The organism is Shouchella oshimensis, assembly GCF_002019765.1.
Lineage (GTDB): Bacteria > Bacillota > Bacilli > Bacillales > Bacillaceae_D > Shouchella > Shouchella oshimensis.
On record NZ_KV917380.1, the window covers coordinates 2992167 to 3012139 of the forward strand.

Below are 19973 nucleotides of genomic sequence, written 5' to 3' on the forward strand. Positions count from 1 at the left end.
ATCTTTGGTCTTGATAAATGACCGAGTAACTTTTCCCCATTGATACATCTAAAGCGACTACAAACTCCATCATTGTTCCTCTTTTCATTTAGCATTGAAAGGTCTTCACTTAATCATTCCGATTCTAATTTCCTCTACACGAGCTCAATGGCCCCAACATACTTAAACCTGATTCAGTAATGAAAGTGAAGAAGCTCGGTTTTTAATACGGATTCTAGATCCTTGAGGCTTAGGTCGAGCTTTCTTTCACCTCTCACTATACGCCTAAACGAAAAATAGTGGGTAAGATTCATCCGTCGATGATCTTACCCACTAATCTTAGTATGTTTTTTATTCGAGTCCATTTCATGATTGCTGTTATAGCTAATTTAGATAAACCAATAATTATATGAAATGAACGAATTTCCTAACCCATCTATCGCTTTATACATACCAACATTCACCCAATTTCTGAACACTTTCCCTAGGCATTATCTCAGCCATTTCCGCGTAAATTCTCTGCACAATGTCTTCAAGCATATGCTACTCCCACGGGAGCCGTCGCCACTTTCATACGTGTATATAATGACTATTACTAATACATTCATTATGTTTTAAAAACAGTTATAAAATTGATTCATTCAAAAAAGTTTTTTAAAAAAAGTGATCCATTTTAACATCCCTTGCGTTAGCTTAGTGAAATCAAAACACAAAAGGAGTGTTCAAAATGAAAATAAAAAAAGCATTAATTCCCGTACTAGGTGCATCATTAATTGCCCCATCATTTGTTCAAGGAGCTCAAGCACAAGAAAGCACGTCTCAAGTAACCACACCAGCAGTTGAATTAAGAGGAACACTCGACCACCTTTTATCTGAACACTTTGCGCTTGCTGTTCTTTCTATGCAAAAGCAATACGATGGAGACGACGGTGCTGAAGCCGCACAAGAAGCACTTATGCAAAATGCAGCAGATATGAAACCTGCCATCGCATCACTGTATGGTGACGAAGGTGCTGAAGAGTTTGACCGTATCTTCTCTGGACATAACGAATACACAGCTGATTATGTTCAAGCTGTAAAAGATGGCGACACAGAAGCGCAAGAAGAAGCATCTAAAATGATTGATGGATTTTATGTAGAATTTGGTGAATTTCTTGAAGGCGCAACCGAAGGGGCACTTCCAAGCGACGCAGCAATTGAAGTATTAGACATTCATGAGCAACAAGTAGAGGATGCGTTTAATGCTTATGTAGAAGGCGATTATGAGACTGCGTACATGACGTATCGTGAAGGACTCTCACATATGTTTGATATCAGTGCTGCTTTATCTAACGCCATTGTTGAACAAAATCCTGATATGTTTGAAGGTACCACACCTTTAACAGACGCTGGAAACTTACGATCTGATTTGAGTAATCTTGTTGCCGAACATTTTGCTCTAGCAACCCTTTCTATGTCTAAAGAATTCAAAGATAGCGAAGATTTCGATTTTGTTAGCTGGGCAGAAGATGAGAATACAGCCGACTTAAAAGCAACCATTGCGTCTGTATATGGAGATGAAGGCGGAGAGCAGTTCGAACAAATTTGGCAAGGAAATCATATTTTAGCTCAAAGTGAATACGTAAACGCTGTAAAAAATGAAGATGATGAAGCTAAAGAGGCTGCAAAAAGCAAATTAAGCACATTTGCTGATGAGTTCGGAATGTTTTTAGATACAGCAACAGAAGGAATCTTACCTGCAGCTGATGCTACAGAACTCGTTAACATGCACGAAGATCAAGTATTTACAACCTTTGACCGTTATATAGATGGTGACTATGCTGGTTCATTTGAAACATTCCGAGAAGGCTTTGCCTTTACATTTGATATTGGTTCCGGTTTAGCTGGTGCCATTGTTGAACAAAATCCTGAAATGTTCGAAGAGGAAGCTGCAATGCCTGACATGCCGCAAACAGGTATGGGTGGAAGCCAGCAAGGTGTTTCTCTACAATGGATGGCATGGATTCTAGCAGGTGCAACAGTCGCATTCACTGGCTATTTCGGAGTACGTAAATTCCGCACAAATGCTTAATGTTTGAAAAAGTAAACACTACTAAAGAACTGATAATAAATAGCAAATTTTACGGAAACGGCGTGTGAATAAAGCCTTTTCTCTAGCAAGTGAGAGAGGCTCCAGTCAATAGAACGCTCGCTCATTGTTCTAAAGCAATGAGCGATGTTGTTCTATTCAACAAAAGGTTACCGGTAACACTTTTTCATGTTTAAGGAGGTTGATCTGTCGTGCAAATTAGACCACTTCTTGTTCTCTTTCTTTCCCTATTAACCCTAATCGGCTGTAGCAGTTCTGCTGAAGAATCATTCTCTTCCCAACCTGCTACACAAAATGAAATTGAGCCCCCTGTTCACCTTGATCAGGAACAAACGATTGCAGAAGAATTCACGATCCATGCTGACAAAATTGAAGAAGCTTATCATGATTTAAACAAACAAAGCGAGCTTTTCCCTTCTAAATTAAGAATCCCTGCTTTGGATGTTGAAGCGCCTATTACAGAAGTTGGGCTTTTAGAAAATGGTCAAATGGGCGTTCCTGACAACGGAACAGATGTCGGTTGGTACGAGCCAGGAACAAAGCCTGGCGGACGTGGAAATGCTGTGCTAGCGGGGCATGTTGATGATAAAAATGGCCCAGCAGTTTTTTTTTATTTGGGTGATTTAGAAGAGAATGATTCGATCTTCGTAACAGACGATAACGGAGAAGAATTAGAATTTACTGTTGATCGTATTGAAAAATATCCCTATAACGATGCACCATTAACAGAAATTTTTGGTTCTACTGATCACAAACAACTAAATTTAATTACGTGTACCGGCACATTTGATCGCCAGACAGGCAATCATGATGAACGACTCGTTGTGTATACGTCGTTAGTTGAAGATACAGATGAAACCCCTAAAGAACCGACAGAATTAACAGTTCAGGGGAATTTGTTATCCTGGTATGCTGTTAGAGATGATTACATCGCCGGCTATCGTGTGTATGAAGTAAGCGAGAACGGAAAAGAGACGCTCGTCGCTAGTATTTCACAACAAGAACGAAAATCGTTTTTAATTGAACACGGCAACGCCCGCTATACCGTTAAAACTGTTGATTATTTTGGAAACGAATCAAAGCAAGCACAAGAAAAAGGAGACGCTTAAAACGATCTCCTTTTTTTAGTCTTTATAAAGCCGCTCGCTCTTCATCTGTAAACACTCTTGATCTCGTTAAGAAACGCTTTCCTTCTGGTCCCTCTACAGAAAACATCCCACCACGTCCCTCAACAACGTCTACGATAATTTGCGTATGTTTCCAATACTCATACTGAACTTTACTCATATAAAAAGGTGTACTAGCAATGGTACCAAGGAGGATATCACTTTCTCCAACAAGAAATTCTCCTGCTGGATAACACATTGGTGAACTACCATCACAACACCCACCTGACTGATGAAACATCAAAGGACCATGCTTTTCTTTTAATTGTTCTAAAAAGGCGATTGCTGTTTCTGTTGCTGTTACTTTCTCAACCACGCGCTCATCTCCTCTTCATTAAACGAATTAGAAAAGCCCCATTGGACTCGTGCCATAGCTGACAAGCAAGTTCTTTGTCTGCTGGTAATGATCCAGCATCATTTTATGATTTTCCCTACCAATACCTGAGTTTTTATAACCTCCGAATGCAGCGTGAGCAGGATAGGCATGATAACAATTCGTCCAAACTCGTCCCGCTTCAATGTTTCTCCCAAAGCGGTAAGCTTGATTCATATTCCTGGTCCATACACCTGCACCTAACCCATACAGTGTGTCATTGGCAATGTCTAATGCCTCTTCATCTGATTTAAATGTTGTAACGGAGACAACTGGTCCAAAGATCTCTTCTTGGAAAATACGCATGTTATTTGTCCCTTTAAAAACGGTTGGCTGAATGTAGTAGCCGTTTTCACTACCTTCAATTTTATTTTGCTCCCCACCTGTTAAGACCTCAGCACCTTCTTGCTTGCCAATATCAATGTAGGAGAGGATTTTTTCCATTTGTTCAGAAGACGCCTGAGCTCCCATCATTGTTTCCGTATCAAGTGGATTGCCAATTTTTATTTCGTTCACTCGTTTGAGCGCCCGTTCCATAAATGCATCATAGATGGATTCATGAATTAACGCTCTAGATGGACATGTGCATACCTCACCTTGATTTAGGGCGAACATAACAAAACCCTCTACTGCTTTATCTAAAAACTCATCGTCTTCATCCATAATGTCTTTAAAGAATATATTTGGCGACTTACCACCTAATTCAAGGGTTACTGGAATGATATTTTGTGACGCATACTGCATAATTAAACGCCCAGTTGTTGTCTCCCCAGTAAAAGCAATTTTTGCGATACGAGGATTCGACGCAAGCGGTTTTCCTGCTTCTACTCCAAAACCGTTCACGACATTTACAACACCCTTTGGCAAGAGGTCTTCAATTAATTCAAGTAACACCATGATCGAAGCAGGGGTCTGTTCTGCCGGTTTTAAAACGACACAATTTCCGGCAGCCAAGGCAGGTGCAAGCTTCCACGTTGCCATTAATAATGGAAAATTCCAAGGGATAATTTGACCAACTACACCTAATGGCTCATGGAAGTGATAAGCGACCGTATCATCATCAAGTTGACTTAAACTACCTTCCTGTGCTCGAATAGTGGCAGCAAAATAACGAAAATGATCGACCATTAAAGGTATATCAGCCGCTAATGTTTCACGAACGGCTTTTCCATTATCCCACGTTTCTGCTACTGCAAGCATCTCGCTATTTTCTTCAATCCGGTCAGCAATTTTATTTAAGAGATTAGCCCGCTCAGCAGGTGGTGTTTTGCCCCAACGATCTTTCGCCTCATGGGCAGCATCAAGTGCTAGCTCGATATCTTCCGATGTGGAACGAGCTAATGTACAGAACACGTCACCTGTTACCGGCGTAACGTTGTCAAAATATTGACCCTTTACAGGGGCTGTCCATTCACCATTAATAAAATTATCGTACGTTTGCTTAAATGAAACGAGTGAACCTTCTTGATTTGGGTTGGCATAAATCATTCTCATTCCTCCTCTTTCAGATAAAGTAAGCGCTTTCAATATAATTATAGTTTACCTTCTATACGTTATAGAGTCAAAACATTTGGTAAACTATTGTTAAATGAAGGAGTGATTTGATTTATGAAACTCTTATGGTTCTGTATGATGCTAATTCCTGGTCCTTTTTTGTTTCATTTCTATGAAACCACTATGCGAAATGATGAAACCGATATTTCTTATATCTTTATTAACGGATTTCTCCTTATCTGGTTGATTTTGTCAGGGATTTTATCCATACGAGTCTCGTTGCGTGTTTTCTTTCTCATGCATAGCTTTATGATCGTTTGCTCCATTATCCTTGCACAGCTTTTTATTAATCCTCCTAATGAAAGTTGGTTCAACCCATTTACTATGAATGTCGTTATTCTATTATCTTCCCTACCCATCCTATTTGGACAACTAATGACTCGATTGATGACACAGTCACTTTATCGCTTTATAAAGAATAAAAATCTCTCATAAATTTCGCATCCTTTACATGATTTTTGCATATACGTAATTGCGCTAAAGCGTGTATAATAGATGTATCCTAATCGTTTGAGGAGGAATAATAATGTATCACCTTAAAAGACTTGTAGACGGACAGACCTTTATTTTAAAAAACATCCATTCTGTGACTGATCGGGTATTTGTAGAATTTGAAAATGCCCTTGAATATGCAAAAAAGCTGAATACATTAAACCCTCGTCACCCTTGGTCTGTAGCCAAAATAAATGAACAATAAGTAATAAATTAGTGGTTACTTCATACATAGGTCTGCACTAAACTAGAATACATTGCGTTCTAGTTTTTTTCTAATAACGCCGTGGCAAACGCACTCACCTTTTTGTTGTTAATAGGAGGTTCGACGTAATGTTTTCACTCCCCCTACATTTAAATAATTTTTTTACATATAAAGAAATCAATTTTATAGGTAACGAATTAAAAAACAAGAATCGTATAACGTTTTATAACGATCAATTTTTTATAAAAGCTTCTCGACATGAAGATTTAGAGTCTTTTAAATTAATGAAACATGAAATTTTTGTCTATAACTATTTAAAAAACCACTTAAACATCATTCCTCCTATTCTATGGTTCTATGAAGACTCTTCATTAAGTATGTTTATAATGGCTAATCTTAAAGATTCTCCACTAGCTACTAAGAGGGACGCATATTGCTTAAACCAATCAGTAAACGTAAATCTAATTATAGAGAAAATAAAAACCATCTCACATATCCCGATCCCCACAACATGGAATGTCACCGATAACAGACAAGAAAAAATTGAACGCTATATATTTAATGTTCAGAGCTTCTTACAAATACCTATCAAACAAAAGCTTACAGCGCTTTTAAAAACAACACCAGCCAACTCTACATTTGTATTTTCTCATGGAGATCTATTACCGATGAACATTTTTTACTCCAAGAACGACATTACCTTTATTGATTGGGAATGGGCAGGAATACGCTCAAAGTATTATGATAAGACACTCTTCTTATTATTTTCACATGACCCCTCTCAAGTAATTACAAGATACAGTCTTATGAAAGAAACAATGATATGGGACACTTTATTTTTATCTCTCAGAGAACTTAATAATCTAAACCGCGTAAAACATCTACCTTTATTTAATAAAAACATTCCTAAATGGATAAAAGCACTAAGTGTAACGTTAGAATTATAGAAAAAAACCCTAAAGGAGCTTAATCGTTATGACGCAAAACCCTTTCCATATATATCTTCGTCCTATCAACGCGCAGAGTATCTCAAAATGATGTGATTACTCTGACCAACTCATACACTATCGCTATCTAAATAGGAATGAATTCGCTCTGCTAGTAATGTAGGAGAGTTGTGAAAAGCATCAATCGTGCTCCCTGCTAAATGGGCGGTTAATGTAACATTCTTTAACGAAAGTAAAGGACTGTCTTTTGTTATAGGCTCATGGTCAAACGTATCTAATGCCGCCCCAGCTATGATGTTTTCCCGCAAAGCTCTTATCAGCTCTCCTTCTTTTACAAGGCCAGAACGAGCGGTATTAATTAAGATTGCCGTCTGTTTCATTTTCTTAAACTGTTCATAGCCTAACATCCCCTTTGTTTCTGCTGTTAGCCGACTATGTAAACTGACGACATCCGAAGCTCTTAATAATTCTTCTAGCTCTACTTGGGTACACGTCGTTTGCCCTTTAAAAAATGGATCATAAAATAAAATCCTTGTATTAAACCCACTTAGAAATTTCGCTACAAGTTGACCGATGTGACCGAAACCGATAATTCCGACTGTTCTCCGGCCTAACTCTGGGAGGTAGTCTTGATTGGCAAAGTCTTTTTGCCAATTTCCTTTCATAATGGAAGCATGAGACCGACCGATGTTTCGCATTTCTGCAATGATCATTCCTACTGTAAATTCTGCTACACTTCGTGCATTTCGACCAGGTGTATTCAGTATTTTAATGCCTCTTGCTTCTGCTTCTTTTACATCAATGTTTTCAATACCTCCTCGGAGTACACCAATGAGAGTTACTTTTCGTGCTGCCGCAAGAACAAAGCGGTTCAACGGTGCAAATTGAGTCAAAATGATCTCATATTGATGGATGTCATGAGTGATGGCATGAGGCAATAAAACAGCGTTCGAGCCTGTTTGTTCGATTAATAAATTATCCTTTTGTAAGTCCTCTACTTGATTATGGTGCCACTTACGTATGGTTAACTCAATGCCTTTTTTTTCAAGACTAGCTAGCCCTTCTTTCATTACATGCTCGGAGATTAATAAATCAGCAATAGCCAAACATTTCATATCTCCACTCCTTAGACAATGTTAACGCATTAACATTCCTCCTGTAGCATCAAACGTTGAACCGGTTACATAATTGGCTTTTTCTGACACTAAAAAGGTTGCAATCTCTGCCATTTCTCGTGGTTGAGCTACACGACCAATGGGAATTCTGTTAATGTAATACTCTTCTTTTTCTTGTAAAGATTTTTGAATCATATCTGTCTCCACGATGCCTAGAGCGAGATTGTTCACAGTAATCTTGTCTTTTGCATGTTCTCTCGCTAACGATTTAGCAAATCCTACTATGCCAGATTTGCTTGCGGCATAATGAGCATGGCCTGTGGTTGAACCATGAAAGGCCGCTTGAGAGATGATATTTAACAGTGTTCCTGCACGCTTTTGTTGCACACAATGTTGAACAAAAAGCTGGCTTACTAAAAAGACACTTGTTAAATTGGTTTGCAAGGTTTCATTCCATTCAAGTAAAGACATATCTTTGATGTAACATGTTGGCCACACGGCGGCATTGTTTACTAAAATATCAACAACCCCAAATTGAAGTGCCTGTTTAACCATCTCTTTAATGCTTGTTGGGTCAGCGAGATTCATTTGCACGGCGTTGGCCACTTTCCCCTTCCCTTTAATCGCTTTTACAACTTCATCTGCTTTTTCCTTATGTCCATGGTAGGTTAATGTTACTTGTGCTCCTTCATCCGCTAAGCATAAAGCCATTTCTCTCCCTACGCCTCTTGATCCACCGGTAACAATGGCATGCTTTCCTTGTAAGCCTAAATTCATTGTTTTTCTCCTAACGCCCAAACATCCGCCATCTTGTGAACAGTCTCCTGGTAGCGCTTGAATTTCTGCTCATAAATAGCTGCTTTTAATGGATTGGGCTGAATCGTTGTTTTTACTTGGACCATAGCTTCAGAAGCTTGTTGAATAGACTCATATTCACCGGTCATAACAGCCGCACAAATAGCTGTTCCAAGTGTTCCATGCTCCTGCACGTTAATAACCTCTACCGGTAACTGCAAGGCATCTGCAAACAGTTGAACCCAAACATCTGATTTTGTAACACCGCCTGCAAGCCGAACGATCGTTGGCTTTTCCCTAAATTGAAGCAAGCGCTCAACATGCGCCATATGGCTAAAAACGACACCTTCATAAATGGCACGTAAGAGGTGAGATCGCTGGTGCCAGCTCAACAATCCAATAAAGCAGGAGCTAGCATGAGATACTGTATTTGAGCCAAATAAAAATGGCAAAAACAGTAGCTCACTTTCTTCTGGTTCTGTTTGAGAAACAAGCTCATTGCAAAGATGGTAAATTGATTGGTTCTTTGCCTTCGCTTCATTTTTTTCCAATGGCATACATTGATTGATATACCACTCTAAATTACTTGCTGAGGTTGGGCTCGCTTCAGTTGTTAACCAGAATCCATCTATACAATAAATGGACGTCATAAATAAATGTTTATCGACTACTGGCTTTTTTGTGATGTACTCATTAATACTCCAAGTACCAGCAACAATACATAAATGATCTTCTGAGACCAAGCCAGATGCAATAGCAGAAGCGGATATGTCGAACATCCCGCCAGCAACCGGCGTGCCAGCTCGTAATCCAGTGAGTGTAGCTACTTCTTCTGTAACGCTACCGCAACAAGCTGTAGCGTTTCGTAAAGGCGGTAATTTATCAAATACCTCTTCTATCCCAAAAAACGCTAATAGCTCCTTGTCATAACATCGGTCGCGGACATTCAGTAAACTTGTTCCTGAGGCATCGGTTTGTTCAAAGAAAACATCTCCCGTTAGTTTATACCGAATGTAGTCTTTCACCATGAGAATAAAATCTGTTTTCGTATATACCTCTTTTTCGTTCTCTTTCAACCAAGCTAACAATGCGACTGGCTGACCTGCCCAAACCGATTGCATCGTCTTCGGTAGGATTTCCTCGTCATAGCGAGGATCCGCTCTCCATTGATGAACGTACTTTTGAGCTCTTTGGTCCGTAGATATGATCCCGTTATACGTCGTCTCTCCCGCTTTATTCATAACGTATAAGCCATTTCCATGCCCTGTAATAGAGATACCTACTAGTTCAACAGCTGCTATCGCCGAACGGGTCAAAACCTCACGAATAACAGCAAGATTGGCTTGCCAAAGTTCTTCACAATCTCTCTCCGTATAATACGGTCTTGGCGTTAACATCTCTGTCTTGCTTACCGCTGTTACAATTTCTTCACCTTTCAATGAAAACAGCGTAGCCTTCGTCATCGTACCGCCATTATCAATGCCTAATACATATTTCATCATTATCCTCCCTAAAACGTTATGATAACGACTACATGGTTTCTAAGCACATGGTTTGATATAGCTGGTATGCACTCTCTACTGAATCTCCTTTATGAATAAGCGCATTTAGCGCTGCCACCATTGCAACTGGAGACTTATTCTGAACAATGTTTCGTCCGACCGCTACACCCTTCGCACCGTTTGCCAAACAGTGGTTTACGAATGATAGATATGCCTTTACATCATCTGTTTTTGGTCCACCTAAGGCAAGCACCGGAACTTTGGCATATTGAGCAATTAACAGATCGTCCGGTTCACCTGAATAGCGGGTTTTAACCACATCCGCCCCTAACTCAACCGCCATATTTGCCGCAGTTGCAAGAATAGGTGCATGGTTCGAAGATTCTGTTGTTACTGCATACCCATATGGCAGTGATTCCACTATCAAAGGAACGTTCCATTCATCTGCTTGACTCGCTAATTCTCGTACAGCTTGATGTGTATGCTTTTCATTATGTGCACCTGGAAACGTCATGACGATTACCCCATCTGCACTAAGACGCAGTGCCTCTTTAACACTTAATACAGTAGTTGTATCAGGAACAGAAGCATCAAATACATTTGTTGACATATCTGCTCTCAACATCATCCCAACATCTTGAAATGCGTCTGGATAACGTTTGACCATTCCGTACGTACAAAGGACTGCATCAAGTCCGTGTTTAACAAACGTAGGAATGAGTGGAATGACCTTGTCAATCCCTTCTATTTTTGACGAAAAATAAGAACCATCTAAAGCCAATGTTAAAGACTTTCCATCTTGGGCAAATACTCTAGCTAGCCTACGCTTTTTTGTCATTTCCCCCTCCAGTTTTTGAAATAGTGCGCCTCCAAATCAATGTGTTGATCTTAATAAAATGGACAAATTGATGTCAAGGGCACAACGAAAGGGATAGGTACAATTCCCTTCGACTTATGTCTTTCTTTGTCGGAAGTGTTTTCTAACGCTTAAAAATAAAGTATACTTTTATTAGTTTAAAATAGTTAGGAGGCAATCTATTGGAGAATGAACTGTTAAGGCAAGATTTATCAAGCGAAGAACAAGCCCTCGTTAATCGCATTATGCAAAAGCACCAAAAGAATAAGGTCATTACATACATATTATGGCTTTTTACTGGTTTTGTTGGAGGACATCGCTATTATATGGGGGATACTCGTTATGCTGTTGGAATGACTGTAACCCTCGGAGGCTTTGGAGCATGGTGGATAATTGACCTGTTGCTTATTGAGAAAAGGCTTAATTTTCTTAAAGATGTATTAGAATATCAAGTAATTGATCAAGTGTTAATGTATAGAAGAGATTATTATAATCAATCTTATAGCAACTTTCATTTTAACTATGACCCTCGTTATCATCATCAATATCCAGCGACTCATGGACACCACAGACAACATAATCATCCAGACGATCGCTACTATCGCTGAGCCTCTAAATAGGCTCTTTTTTAATAGGAGTTGATCTTTGTCTGTTATTGGTGAATTATCTTTTTTCTAATTTTACGAATATAAAAAAGTAGTTCTGTAAATGCATAGTTATCTCAATATCGAAGCCATTATGCCAGAAGAATTTGAAATACAGAAAACTCAATTATTCCAAACAAACCGATACTAATTTCTGAACCTGCTTGAAAGATTGTGTTTTACCGCATTATACAAATGCGGTAACTGCATAAAGTCGCTTTTATATGATAGAATTTACATAAATGATTTACATGATATATTCTAAAATTAGGTGATGACATCAAATGATTGCAAAAACAGAAGAAGATTTTAACGGATTAAAAGAGATTGGCCGTATTGTCGCGTCTATAAGAGACGAGCTTGTTCGTCAATCAATTCCTGGAATTTCAACGAAAGAGCTCGATGGACTTGCCGGGACTTACTTTGAGAAGGAAGGTGCTGTTTCGGCACCGAAAAGTGAATATCAATTTCCTGGTTATACGTGTATCAGTGTCAACGATGAAGCGGCTCATGGCATTCCGAGTAAGCGTGTTCTTCGTGAAGGAGATTTGGTTAACATTGATGTGTCTGGTTCAAAAAACGGCTATTTTGCAGACACAGGAATATCGTTTGTGGTTGGTAAAGGGAACAAACAGTTAGAGAAGCTATGTAGCGTAGCTAAGCAGGCTTTTGAAGAAGGGTTAAAAAAAGCGGTCCCTGGTTCTAAGAAAAGCAGATTAGGAAAAATCGTCAATCAAACTGCGCAAGCAAACGGTTTTACCGTCATCAAGAATTTGACCGGACACGGTATTGGTCGTGCGATTCACGAATCACCTGATCATATTTACAATTACAACGACACGTTGGATGACGAACTTCTTAAAGAAGGGATGGTAATTGCCTTTGAGCCATTTATATCCACTTCTGAAGAGGAAGTCTTTCAGAAGAACGACGGCTGGACATTCGCAACAAAAAATAGTTATGTGGCTCAATATGAACACACCATTATTCTAACAAAAACAGGTCCTATCATAACCACCTTATAAGCCATTGTCGATCTTAACAGAGAGCACTAACACTCTCTGTTCTTCTTCGTTCTGTTATTCAACTAGTAGACTATTAATCTTTCCTGCCCACATGTATTGTTTACCAGTTGTCATTCTCCTTCACTTGAAAGGCATATTGCCTCAATTCCTCTGTAACTAAATTAGTCGAATCGCATAGATCACAATAAATATGAGGCGCTTTTGTTACGTATTGGCTTAACACATATTCGGACAATTTCTTTGGTCCTCCACATTTGCTGCAAAACATGAGTACAGGCATTGCTCCCTCCTATCTTTAGCTCCCCCAACATAACTCCTGCTAAATTCTTTCTTTCACAATTAATAAAGCCTTCTGTTCATTATCCGTCATCTCATCATGACCGTCTGTTAGAACCTTTACAGCAACTTGCCCATTATCTTGACGAATGAATCGAGCTACAATCGTTAATCCTTTATATACATCTGTCGTGTTGTTTCCATTCTGTTGAATACTTAACATCGCAAAAACCTCCTTTCCTAAATAGAGACCTCTCTACTTCTTAAAGAGAAGAGCTTTATAAAAAATCAATCAGTATGAACAAATTTCTTAAAGACTCACTACCTATAAACTTACAGAAAACTTAAACATTCATTCGGCGATTGTCTAATTATGTCGAAGCTATATATCTATAGAAATAAGACCTTTATAATAGAGACTCATTACATAAAAAGGGGTTTTATTTATGAAAAAGCTTTTATTATCTAGCGCTTTAGTGAGTTTAGTTGTATTAAGTGCATGTGGGGATGGAAATGAAGAAACAACAACGGATCCAGTAGAGGAAACGTCTGCGGATAGTACAGATAGTACAGAGACTTCAGATGAGAGCACTGAGGATACTGACGAAACTGAAGAAGATACACAAGAAGAAAATGATAGCGCAACCAATGATACTACACTCGATACCGGCGAATTTGTTTATGAAATTAAAGAAATTGAGCAATTAGATAGCCAATACGATGCAAGCACACAAATCTTGGCAGTTGAATTAACCTTTACGAATAATAGTGAAGATGCAATTAGCCCTTGGATATCCCAAGGCATTACCGCTGAACAAGAAACGGATACGACTGTAGAAACGTTAATGGGTTCAAATGGCCTATATCCTGAAGACTACAAAACGGAATTAGTCGAAATGGGCGATACAAATGTTAAACCAGGCGCTACTGTTGATGCAGTGATTGGATTTGAAATCTTATACCCAGGTGAGCCAGTAACGTTAAAAGAATTTACTTTTAATGGCGATAGTTCTTTCGAACATGTAGTTGAGACAACAGAATAACGAAATCATTCACACCCGCTCATTTGAGTGGGTGTTTTTTTGTAGTATCGTTTGCGATTTTGAGTGAATGACGTCCACCGTTTTAAACTAAAAAGTTATCACATACCCTTTTCGATGAAAAAAAGAGAACTCCCTCATAAGGCAGTTCTCTTTTTAATAATTAAAATGCAACTTCATAGTCCCTTAACACGGAGAACAAAAATACGTTTTTAATTTCGCAACTGTAAAAAAATCTACTTTTGTTTAATTTTGTTTAAAAAGTTTTTAGTCTCAATGATGTCGCTCAGAAAATCGAACAAGCATTCAATTCCTGAGCAATGTGGTCAAAATGTGGTCATTCACATCATATCGGCACGTAAAACCCTGTTAAATCAATGTTAAAACCGCCACACACTCCACGTGATTTGTTTGTGGGAACATGTCAACTGGTGTAACTTCTTTTGTCCGGTAGCCGCCGTCTTCTAAAATGCGTAAGTCTCTAGCAAGAGTGGCTGGGTTACACGAGACATAGACAATTCGTTCTGGTTTCATCTTAAGCATTGTGCTAAGCAATGCTTCATCGCAACCTTTTCTTGGTGGATCTACGACAATGACATCGGCTGTAACGCCTTGAGCATGCCACCATGGAATCACTTTTTCTGCTTCTCCAACTGCAAAGGTTGCATTGTCAATATGGTTGAGTTTTGCATTTCGCTTTGCATCGGTAATCGCTTCAGGAACAATTTCAACCCCATACACGTGCTTTGCTTTTTGAGCGAGAAAAAGAGAAATGGTTCCGATTCCACAGTAAGCGTCTATAACGGTTTCGCTACCAGTGAGTTCTGCGTAATCAAGTGCTTTCTGATACAGTCGGTTTGTTTGATCTGGGTTCACTTGATAAAACGAGCGTGCCGATATGGCAAAGCGGATGCCGTTAATCTCATCGTATAAATACGTTTCTCCCCATAACACATCCGTTTGCTTTCCGAAGATCACATTGGTACGTTCATTGTTTATGTTTTGGACAACCGATACAACAGTTGGAATTGCCTCTCGTATCCCCGCTATCAGCTCGTCCTTTTGTGGGAGCTTTTTACCTCTTGTTACTAAAACAACCATTACTTGATCCGTTGTCTTGCCGTACCTTGCCACAATATGCCGCAAAATGCCATTATGTTTCTCTTCATTATAAGCAGGAATCCGTAATTCTTTTGCTAATCGTTTAACCGTTTGAACAACAAGGTCATTCTCTTTATGCTGAATGATGCATTCATCCATATCAACAATATGGTGGCTTCGCTTTGCATAAAAGCCTGCGACAAGTTCTCCCTGTTGGAATGCTACAGGCACTTGCGACTTGTTTCGATAGCGCCATGGCTCATCCATTCCTACAACCGGATGAACTGGAACATCTGGCAATTTACCAATTCGGGTCATAACCTCACTAACTTGCTTCTGTTTCATATGCAGTTGGGCGTCATAGTCCATATGTTGAATTTGACAACCACCACATTGATGAAAAATTGGGCAAGGTGGTTCTACTCGGTTCGGACTTTCATCAACAAGGTTCATTACTCGCGCAAACCCGTAGCCTTTTTTCGTTTTCACAACTTTCACTTCCGCTTTTTCACCTGGAAGTGCTTGTGGAATAAACAAAGCATAGCCCTTTACTTTTGCGACACCCGAGCCATCATGAGTCAAGTCTTCTATTGTTACCGTGAGGGTTTCATTTTTTTGTACAGGTACTGTCTGTTTCATATACGGTTTCGTCCTTTGTTCACTAATGTCATCCGTTCATTGTATCACGTAGTAGTTGGTAAAAAAAGAGGCCTGTACAGCTGTACAGCACCTCCATTCATTATACCTTTCCTTTTTTATAAAAGTTTGTAAAGTAATCGTTTGTTTCCGATACAACGATTTTCCAAAGTAATAATAAGGCAATTAAGTTTGGAATCATCATAAGCGCGTTCGCCATATCCGCAAATGCCCATACAGCTTCAAGACTTACTAATGCACCAATTCCACAGGCTGTTACATAGATAAGACGATACACGGTAATACCTTTTGTGCCAACAAGGTATTCAAAACATTTTTCACCGTATATATACCAACCAACAATTGTTGTAAAGCCAAAGAAAATGACCGAAAGTGCTACGATATACTCACCAAATGTTCCAAGTACGGATCCAAACGCCGCACCTGTTAATGCGCCACCTTCCAGAGATGGATCATGAAGAACGCCAGATAGAAGTCCACCTGAAGAATCCCAAAAGCCTGTCATAAGTAGTACAAGTCCTGTAACTGTGCAGACAATGATTGTTACAATAAACGTGCCTGTCATGGCAACAAGCGCTTGTTTTACAGGATGATCCGCACGGGCATTCCCGGCAATTAGCGCTGCTGTTCCAAGTCCGGCTTCGTTAGAAAAGATTCCTCTTGCAAATCCATTTCGAATGGCTTCAGCAACGATAATACCTGCAAAACCACCTGTTGCAGCTACTGGATTAAAGGCGTGGTAGAAAATCAGCTCAAAAGCTGGGATAATCATGTCATAGTTTAGAAAAATAATAAGTAAAGCGCCACCCATATAAAGAACGGCCATGGTAGGAACAAAAATTGTAGATAATAAACTAATCCGCTGAATGCCGCCAAAAATGATCAGGCCAACGAGTATAACTAAACTAACAGCCGTTAATAGATTCGGAACGGAGAAGCTATTGTTCGCTACATCGGCAACGGTATTTGATTGAACACTGTTTCCGATTCCTAACGCAGCGATAGCACCGAACAGCGCAAAACCAATCGCTAAAAATTTAAATTTACTCCCTAATCCTTTTTCAATATAATACATAGGGCCACTTGAATATTCACCGCGATCATTTTTCACGCGGTATTTTACAGCAAGCAATGCTTCAGCATATTTAGTTGCCATTCCAAGTAAACCAACAACCCACATCCAAAAAATAGCTCCCGGACCACCAAAGCTAATTGCTGTTGCTACACCAGCTATGTTACCGATTCCAATAGTTGCTGAAAGAGATGTCATTAACGTTCGAAAGTGGCTAATATCCCCTTCTGCTGAGGAATCTTTCTCGTCTTCCTTTCCGAATGCTAGTTTAAATGCATGAAGTAAACGGCGAAATTGGAGCCCTTTTAATGCAACAGTTAAAAAAAGACCTGTACCGAATAACAAAATTAATCCTGGTGGGCCCCATAAAAAGTTGTTAATGTTTTCTATGATGTCTAAAATACTCATCTTGTCACTCCTGAACCAAAAGCTATTGTATGATAGTATTACTAATTGTTAGTTATTCTACCATGCTAGATTATACTTGTATTTGTGAAACTTCACAATCTGAAAACGTTTCCTTCGTTTTTTCACACAATCTACCATTTCCTAATGAAGGAGGACCAGCTATGTTCGATGATTTACAGCAACAATTTAATCGCTCATTCGATTCTTTAGAGGACTTCGCTGACTTAATTAGTGACTACTTGCAATGTCCCGTTACGATAGAAGATGCCAACCATTACTTACTAGCTTATAGTTCACATGATGATGAAACCGATCAAGCGAGGGTATCTACCATTATTGGACGTAGAGTACCCGAACGAGTCATTAATCGCTTTTGGAAAGATGGTGTTATTCCTAAGCTTAATTACAGCGACGAACCACTTATTATTCCTACAATTGATGAAATTGGACTTGGTAACCGCGTCGCCATCTCCATTCGAAAAAATGAAGAAGTACTTGGTTATATTTGGGTTGTAGACGTACGAGGCATTCTTAACAAGGAAAGCTTAGCTCTATTAAAAATGGCTGCGCGAAAAGCCCGAAACCAGCTCTTACAATTCAATTTACAAAGGAAGAAGAAAGAGCGCAATGAACAAGAGTTACTCTGGCAAATGATTACTGGAGAAATTGCCAACTACACAAGAATGAAAGAGCAATTACTTCGAATAGGGCACCAACAAGATCAGTCTATTGCCATTCTGATCTTTTCAATAAAAGATCTGTCAAAGGACCTTATGAAGCAACTGACGTATCTGACAAACACCACCCAGAAAATGAAAATCTTAATTCATACATTTGATGAAGATCAGTTAATACTGTTAGTAGCACCTAAGGATAAACGGACTTTTGTAGAAGAAACGGAACAATTCCTTCATTCTTTTCTTAAACAAGTAAACGATCGATTTGATCAAGACTTTCAGGCAATCGGCTGCGGTTACCCTAAAGAAGATCTGCGTACCATTAATGAAAGTTACAATGAAGCCACCGCTGTTCTGCGATTAAAACAGTTATTTCCTAGGGAATTAAAAAGCGCCTATTTCTATCATGAGTTAGGTGCATTCCGCTATATTGATTTGTTAAAACGCACGCCGGAACTTCAGAAGTTAGCGACAAACCCAGCATTAGAGAAACTAGCCACGTATGATCGTGAAAACCAAACCAATTTAATGGAGACACTAGAGACCGTTCTTGATTATGAAGATCAATTAACTAAAGCTGCTAAAAAACTTCACTGTCACGTAAACACGTTAAATTATCGTTTAAAGCGAATTAAAGACATTACGATGATTGATATTAAAAATCCAGTCCAAAAAATTGGTCTTTATTTTGATATAAAGTTAGTTAGAAAAAAACACTAGAGCCTTTTTGTTGATTTAAACAAATAACCGCTTCCAATTTGTTTTTTTGTAACAATGCGTTCCTTCATTTGTGGATTTATACTAAACGTACACATTCACACTACCTTGTTTGGAGGAATTATAGATGATTATTGGTATCCCTAGAGAAATTAAAAATAATGAAAACCGTGTGGCGATGACTCCTGCCGGTGTTGTTGCCTTAACTAAAGCCGGTCACCAACTAATTGTTGAACATAACGCGGGTGTCGGATCTAGCTTTGAAGATACCGATTATGTTGCTGCTGGCGCGACAATACTTACAGAAGCAAAAGAGGTATGGGCTCAGTCGGACATGATTATGAAAGTAAAAGAACCTCTTTCAAGTGAATACGGCTACTTTCGTGAAGGATTAATTCTATTCACGTATCTACACCTTGCAGCTGAAGCTGAGCTTGCTCAAGCACTAGTTGACAGTGGCGTGATTGCCATTGCGTATGAGACTGTTGAAGTAAACCGCACGCTTCCACTTCTTACACCTATGAGTGAAGTAGCTGGGCGTATGGCTTCTCAAATCGGTGCCCAATTCTTAGAGAAATTAAAAGGTGGAAAAGGAATTCTCCTTTCCGGTGTACCAGGTGTAAAACGTGGAAAAGTTACCGTTATTGGCGGTGGTGTTGTTGGAACAAATGCTGCGAAAATTGCAGTTGGTTTAGGTGCTGACGTTACACTCATTGACTTAAGTGCAGACCGTCTTCGTCAAATTGATGACCAATTTGGAAACGACATTCAAACGTTAATGTCTAACCCACTGAACATTGCTGAAGCAGTCAAAGATTCTGACCTTGTAATTGGTGCCGTTCTTATTCCGGGCGCAAAAGCACCTAAGCTTGTGACAGAGGAAATGATCAAATCAATGAGTCCTGGATCCGTTGTAGTTGACGTTGCTATTGACCAAGGTGGTATTATTGAAACTGTAGATAAAATTACAACTCATGATAACCCAACATACACGAAGCATGGTGTAGTTCATTACGCTGTAGCGAACATGCCAGGTGCTGTGCCTCGTACATCAACACTTGGACTTACCAACGTAACCATTCCTTACGCGATGCAAATTGCGAATAAAGGGGTTCAACAAGCATTAGCAGATAACCCTGCTTTAGCTCTTGGACTAAACGTTGCAAATGGTAACGTTACGTATAGTGCTGTTGCACGTGACCTTGGATATGAGCTTGTTTCCGTTGCAGATGCATTAGCAAAAACTCCGGCAAAAGCATAATATCCTTCCACCGCACAGATAA

The 19973-nt window shown here is 39.3% G+C and carries 20 protein-coding genes; 10 read left to right on the top strand and 10 right to left on the bottom strand.

Annotated features, from left to right (window positions below):
• Positions 1-706 precede the first annotated feature (706 nt).
• Both BK583_RS15190 and BK583_RS15195 read left to right on the top strand, forming a co-directional pair.
• On the top strand, positions 707-2050 hold the full coding sequence (locus tag BK583_RS15190; RefSeq protein WP_055737015.1) for a hypothetical protein: 1344 nt from the start codon (positions 707-709) through the stop codon (positions 2048-2050).
• Positions 2051-2259: 209 nt separating this feature from the next.
• Entirely contained in the window at positions 2260-3177 is a 918-nt protein-coding gene (locus tag BK583_RS15195) for a class F sortase (protein ID WP_055737014.1), read from the top strand.
• A 22-nt stretch (positions 3178-3199) separates the two neighbouring features.
• Here the strand turns inward: BK583_RS15195 and BK583_RS15200 are convergent, their stop codons facing one another.
• The gene (locus BK583_RS15200; protein ID WP_038478054.1) at positions 3200-3550 is read right to left on the bottom strand and encodes a DUF779 domain-containing protein; all 351 of its coding nucleotides are present in this window, start codon (positions 3548-3550) and stop codon (positions 3200-3202) included.
• A 27-nt stretch (positions 3551-3577) separates the two neighbouring features.
• On the bottom strand, positions 3578-5095 hold the full coding sequence (exaC, locus tag BK583_RS15205) for an acetaldehyde dehydrogenase ExaC (RefSeq protein ID WP_055737013.1): 1518 nt from the start codon (positions 5093-5095) through the stop codon (positions 3578-3580).
• Positions 5096-5215: 120 nt separating this feature from the next.
• On the opposite strand from exaC, the gene BK583_RS15210 reads away from it, so the two are divergent.
• From BK583_RS15210 to BK583_RS15215, 3 genes are all read left to right on the top strand, one after another.
• A complete protein-coding gene (locus BK583_RS15210) occupies positions 5216-5596 on the top strand; it encodes a hypothetical protein (RefSeq protein WP_038478048.1) in 381 nt (126 codons plus the stop codon).
• 91 nt (positions 5597-5687) lie between these two features.
• Positions 5688-5858, top strand: coding sequence for a hypothetical protein (locus BK583_RS20830; RefSeq protein WP_158318498.1), 171 nt, complete (start codon positions 5688-5690; stop codon positions 5856-5858).
• A 128-nt stretch (positions 5859-5986) separates the two neighbouring features.
• The gene (locus BK583_RS15215; RefSeq protein WP_055737012.1) at positions 5987-6805 is read left to right on the top strand and encodes a phosphotransferase family protein; all 819 of its coding nucleotides are present in this window, start codon (positions 5987-5989) and stop codon (positions 6803-6805) included.
• A gap of 110 nt (positions 6806-6915) precedes the next feature.
• Here BK583_RS15215 and BK583_RS15220 read toward each other — a convergent pair whose 3' ends face one another.
• The 4 genes from BK583_RS15220 to BK583_RS15235 are packed head-to-tail and all read right to left on the bottom strand — an operon-like array spanning position 6916 to position 11055.
• Positions 6916-7920 (bottom strand): 2-hydroxyacid dehydrogenase, encoded by a 1005-nt coding sequence (locus tag BK583_RS15220; protein ID WP_055737011.1) that lies wholly within the window; start codon positions 7918-7920, stop codon positions 6916-6918.
• Between the two features lie 21 nt (positions 7921-7941).
• Positions 7942-8697, bottom strand: coding sequence for an SDR family NAD(P)-dependent oxidoreductase (locus BK583_RS15225; RefSeq protein ID WP_055737010.1), 756 nt, complete (start codon positions 8695-8697; stop codon positions 7942-7944).
• Positions 8694-10214 (bottom strand): FGGY-family carbohydrate kinase, encoded by a 1521-nt coding sequence (locus BK583_RS15230; protein WP_236702440.1) that lies wholly within the window; start codon positions 10212-10214, stop codon positions 8694-8696. Before BK583_RS15230 ends, BK583_RS15225 begins: the two co-directional genes overlap by 4 nt.
• Before the next feature lie 31 nt (positions 10215-10245).
• Positions 10246-11055: a class I fructose-bisphosphate aldolase gene (locus tag BK583_RS15235; RefSeq protein WP_055737008.1), complete on the bottom strand. Its 810-nt coding sequence runs from the start codon at positions 11053-11055 to the stop codon at positions 10246-10248.
• A 200-nt stretch (positions 11056-11255) separates the two neighbouring features.
• Here BK583_RS15235 and BK583_RS15240 point away from each other — a divergent pair, with 200 nt between their 5' ends.
• Positions 11256-11681 (top strand): TM2 domain-containing protein, encoded by a 426-nt coding sequence (locus tag BK583_RS15240; RefSeq protein ID WP_055737007.1) that lies wholly within the window; start codon positions 11256-11258, stop codon positions 11679-11681.
• Between the two features lie 320 nt (positions 11682-12001).
• Entirely contained in the window at positions 12002-12742 is a 741-nt protein-coding gene (gene map / locus BK583_RS15245) for a type I methionyl aminopeptidase (RefSeq protein ID WP_055737006.1), read from the top strand.
• Positions 12743-12842: 100 nt separating this feature from the next.
• Here the strand turns inward: map and BK583_RS15250 are convergent, their stop codons facing one another.
• Together BK583_RS15250 and BK583_RS15255 are read right to left on the bottom strand one after the other, a co-directional pair.
• Positions 12843-13022: a hypothetical protein gene (locus tag BK583_RS15250; protein WP_055737005.1), complete on the bottom strand. Its 180-nt coding sequence runs from the start codon at positions 13020-13022 to the stop codon at positions 12843-12845.
• 39 nt (positions 13023-13061) lie between these two features.
• The gene (locus tag BK583_RS15255) at positions 13062-13241 is read right to left on the bottom strand and encodes a hypothetical protein (RefSeq protein ID WP_038478026.1); all 180 of its coding nucleotides are present in this window, start codon (positions 13239-13241) and stop codon (positions 13062-13064) included.
• A 223-nt stretch (positions 13242-13464) separates the two neighbouring features.
• On the opposite strand from BK583_RS15255, the gene BK583_RS15260 reads away from it, so the two are divergent.
• Positions 13465-14061 (top strand): DUF5067 domain-containing protein, encoded by a 597-nt coding sequence (locus BK583_RS15260; RefSeq protein WP_038478023.1) that lies wholly within the window; start codon positions 13465-13467, stop codon positions 14059-14061.
• A gap of 366 nt (positions 14062-14427) precedes the next feature.
• On the opposite strand, the gene rlmD is transcribed toward BK583_RS15260, so the two are convergent.
• Both rlmD and BK583_RS15270 read right to left on the bottom strand, forming a co-directional pair.
• Positions 14428-15798 carry a 23S rRNA (uracil(1939)-C(5))-methyltransferase RlmD gene (gene rlmD, locus BK583_RS15265; protein ID WP_055737004.1) on the bottom strand — a complete coding sequence of 457 codons (1371 nt, stop codon included), beginning with the start codon at positions 15796-15798 and terminating at the stop codon, positions 14428-14430.
• A gap of 100 nt (positions 15799-15898) precedes the next feature.
• Entirely contained in the window at positions 15899-17296 is a 1398-nt protein-coding gene (locus BK583_RS15270) for an alanine/glycine:cation symporter family protein (RefSeq protein WP_055737003.1), read from the bottom strand.
• A 161-nt stretch (positions 17297-17457) separates the two neighbouring features.
• Here BK583_RS15270 and BK583_RS15275 point away from each other — a divergent pair, with 161 nt between their 5' ends.
• Both BK583_RS15275 and ald read left to right on the top strand, forming a co-directional pair.
• Positions 17458-18693 (top strand): PucR family transcriptional regulator, encoded by a 1236-nt coding sequence (locus tag BK583_RS15275; RefSeq protein ID WP_055737002.1) that lies wholly within the window; start codon positions 17458-17460, stop codon positions 18691-18693.
• A gap of 124 nt (positions 18694-18817) precedes the next feature.
• Entirely contained in the window at positions 18818-19951 is a 1134-nt protein-coding gene (gene ald / locus BK583_RS15280; protein WP_038478012.1) for an alanine dehydrogenase, read from the top strand.
• Positions 19952-19973: the final 22 nt, after the last annotated feature.

Excerpts from the sequence above, each read along its gene's own strand:
- BK583_RS15250 (WP_055737005.1), bottom strand. The coding sequence starts at position 13,022 with ATGCCTGTACTCATGTTTTGCAGCAAATGTGGAGGACCAAAGAAATTG.
- BK583_RS15235 (WP_055737008.1), bottom strand. The coding sequence starts at position 11,055 with ATGACAAAAAAGCGTAGGCTAGCTAGAGTATTTGCCCAAGATGGAAAG.
- exaC (WP_055737013.1), bottom strand. The coding sequence starts at position 5,095 with ATGATTTATGCCAACCCAAATCAAGAAGGTTCACTCGTTTCATTTAAG.
- BK583_RS15215 (WP_055737012.1), top strand. The coding sequence starts at position 5,987 with ATGTTTTCACTCCCCCTACATTTAAATAATTTTTTTACATATAAAGAA.
- BK583_RS15225 (WP_055737010.1), bottom strand. The coding sequence starts at position 8,697 with ATGAATTTAGGCTTACAAGGAAAGCATGCCATTGTTACCGGTGGATCA.
- BK583_RS15210 (WP_038478048.1), top strand. The coding sequence starts at position 5,216 with ATGAAACTCTTATGGTTCTGTATGATGCTAATTCCTGGTCCTTTTTTG.
- BK583_RS15275 (WP_055737002.1), top strand. The coding sequence starts at position 17,458 with ATGTTCGATGATTTACAGCAACAATTTAATCGCTCATTCGATTCTTTA.
- BK583_RS15230 (WP_236702440.1), bottom strand. The coding sequence starts at position 10,214 with ATGAAATATGTATTAGGCATTGATAATGGCGGTACGATGACGAAGGCT.
- BK583_RS15255 (WP_038478026.1), bottom strand. The coding sequence starts at position 13,241 with ATGTTAAGTATTCAACAGAATGGAAACAACACGACAGATGTATATAAA.
- BK583_RS15220 (WP_055737011.1), bottom strand. The coding sequence starts at position 7,920 with ATGAAATGTTTGGCTATTGCTGATTTATTAATCTCCGAGCATGTAATG.
- rlmD (WP_055737004.1), bottom strand. The coding sequence starts at position 15,798 with ATGAAACAGACAGTACCTGTACAAAAAAATGAAACCCTCACGGTAACA.
- BK583_RS15190 (WP_055737015.1), top strand. The coding sequence starts at position 707 with ATGAAAATAAAAAAAGCATTAATTCCCGTACTAGGTGCATCATTAATT.
- ald (WP_038478012.1), top strand. The coding sequence starts at position 18,818 with ATGATTATTGGTATCCCTAGAGAAATTAAAAATAATGAAAACCGTGTG.
- BK583_RS15270 (WP_055737003.1), bottom strand. The coding sequence starts at position 17,296 with ATGAGTATTTTAGACATCATAGAAAACATTAACAACTTTTTATGGGGC.
- BK583_RS15260 (WP_038478023.1), top strand. The coding sequence starts at position 13,465 with ATGAAAAAGCTTTTATTATCTAGCGCTTTAGTGAGTTTAGTTGTATTA.
- map (WP_055737006.1), top strand. The coding sequence starts at position 12,002 with ATGATTGCAAAAACAGAAGAAGATTTTAACGGATTAAAAGAGATTGGC.
- BK583_RS20830 (WP_158318498.1), top strand. The coding sequence starts at position 5,688 with ATGTATCACCTTAAAAGACTTGTAGACGGACAGACCTTTATTTTAAAA.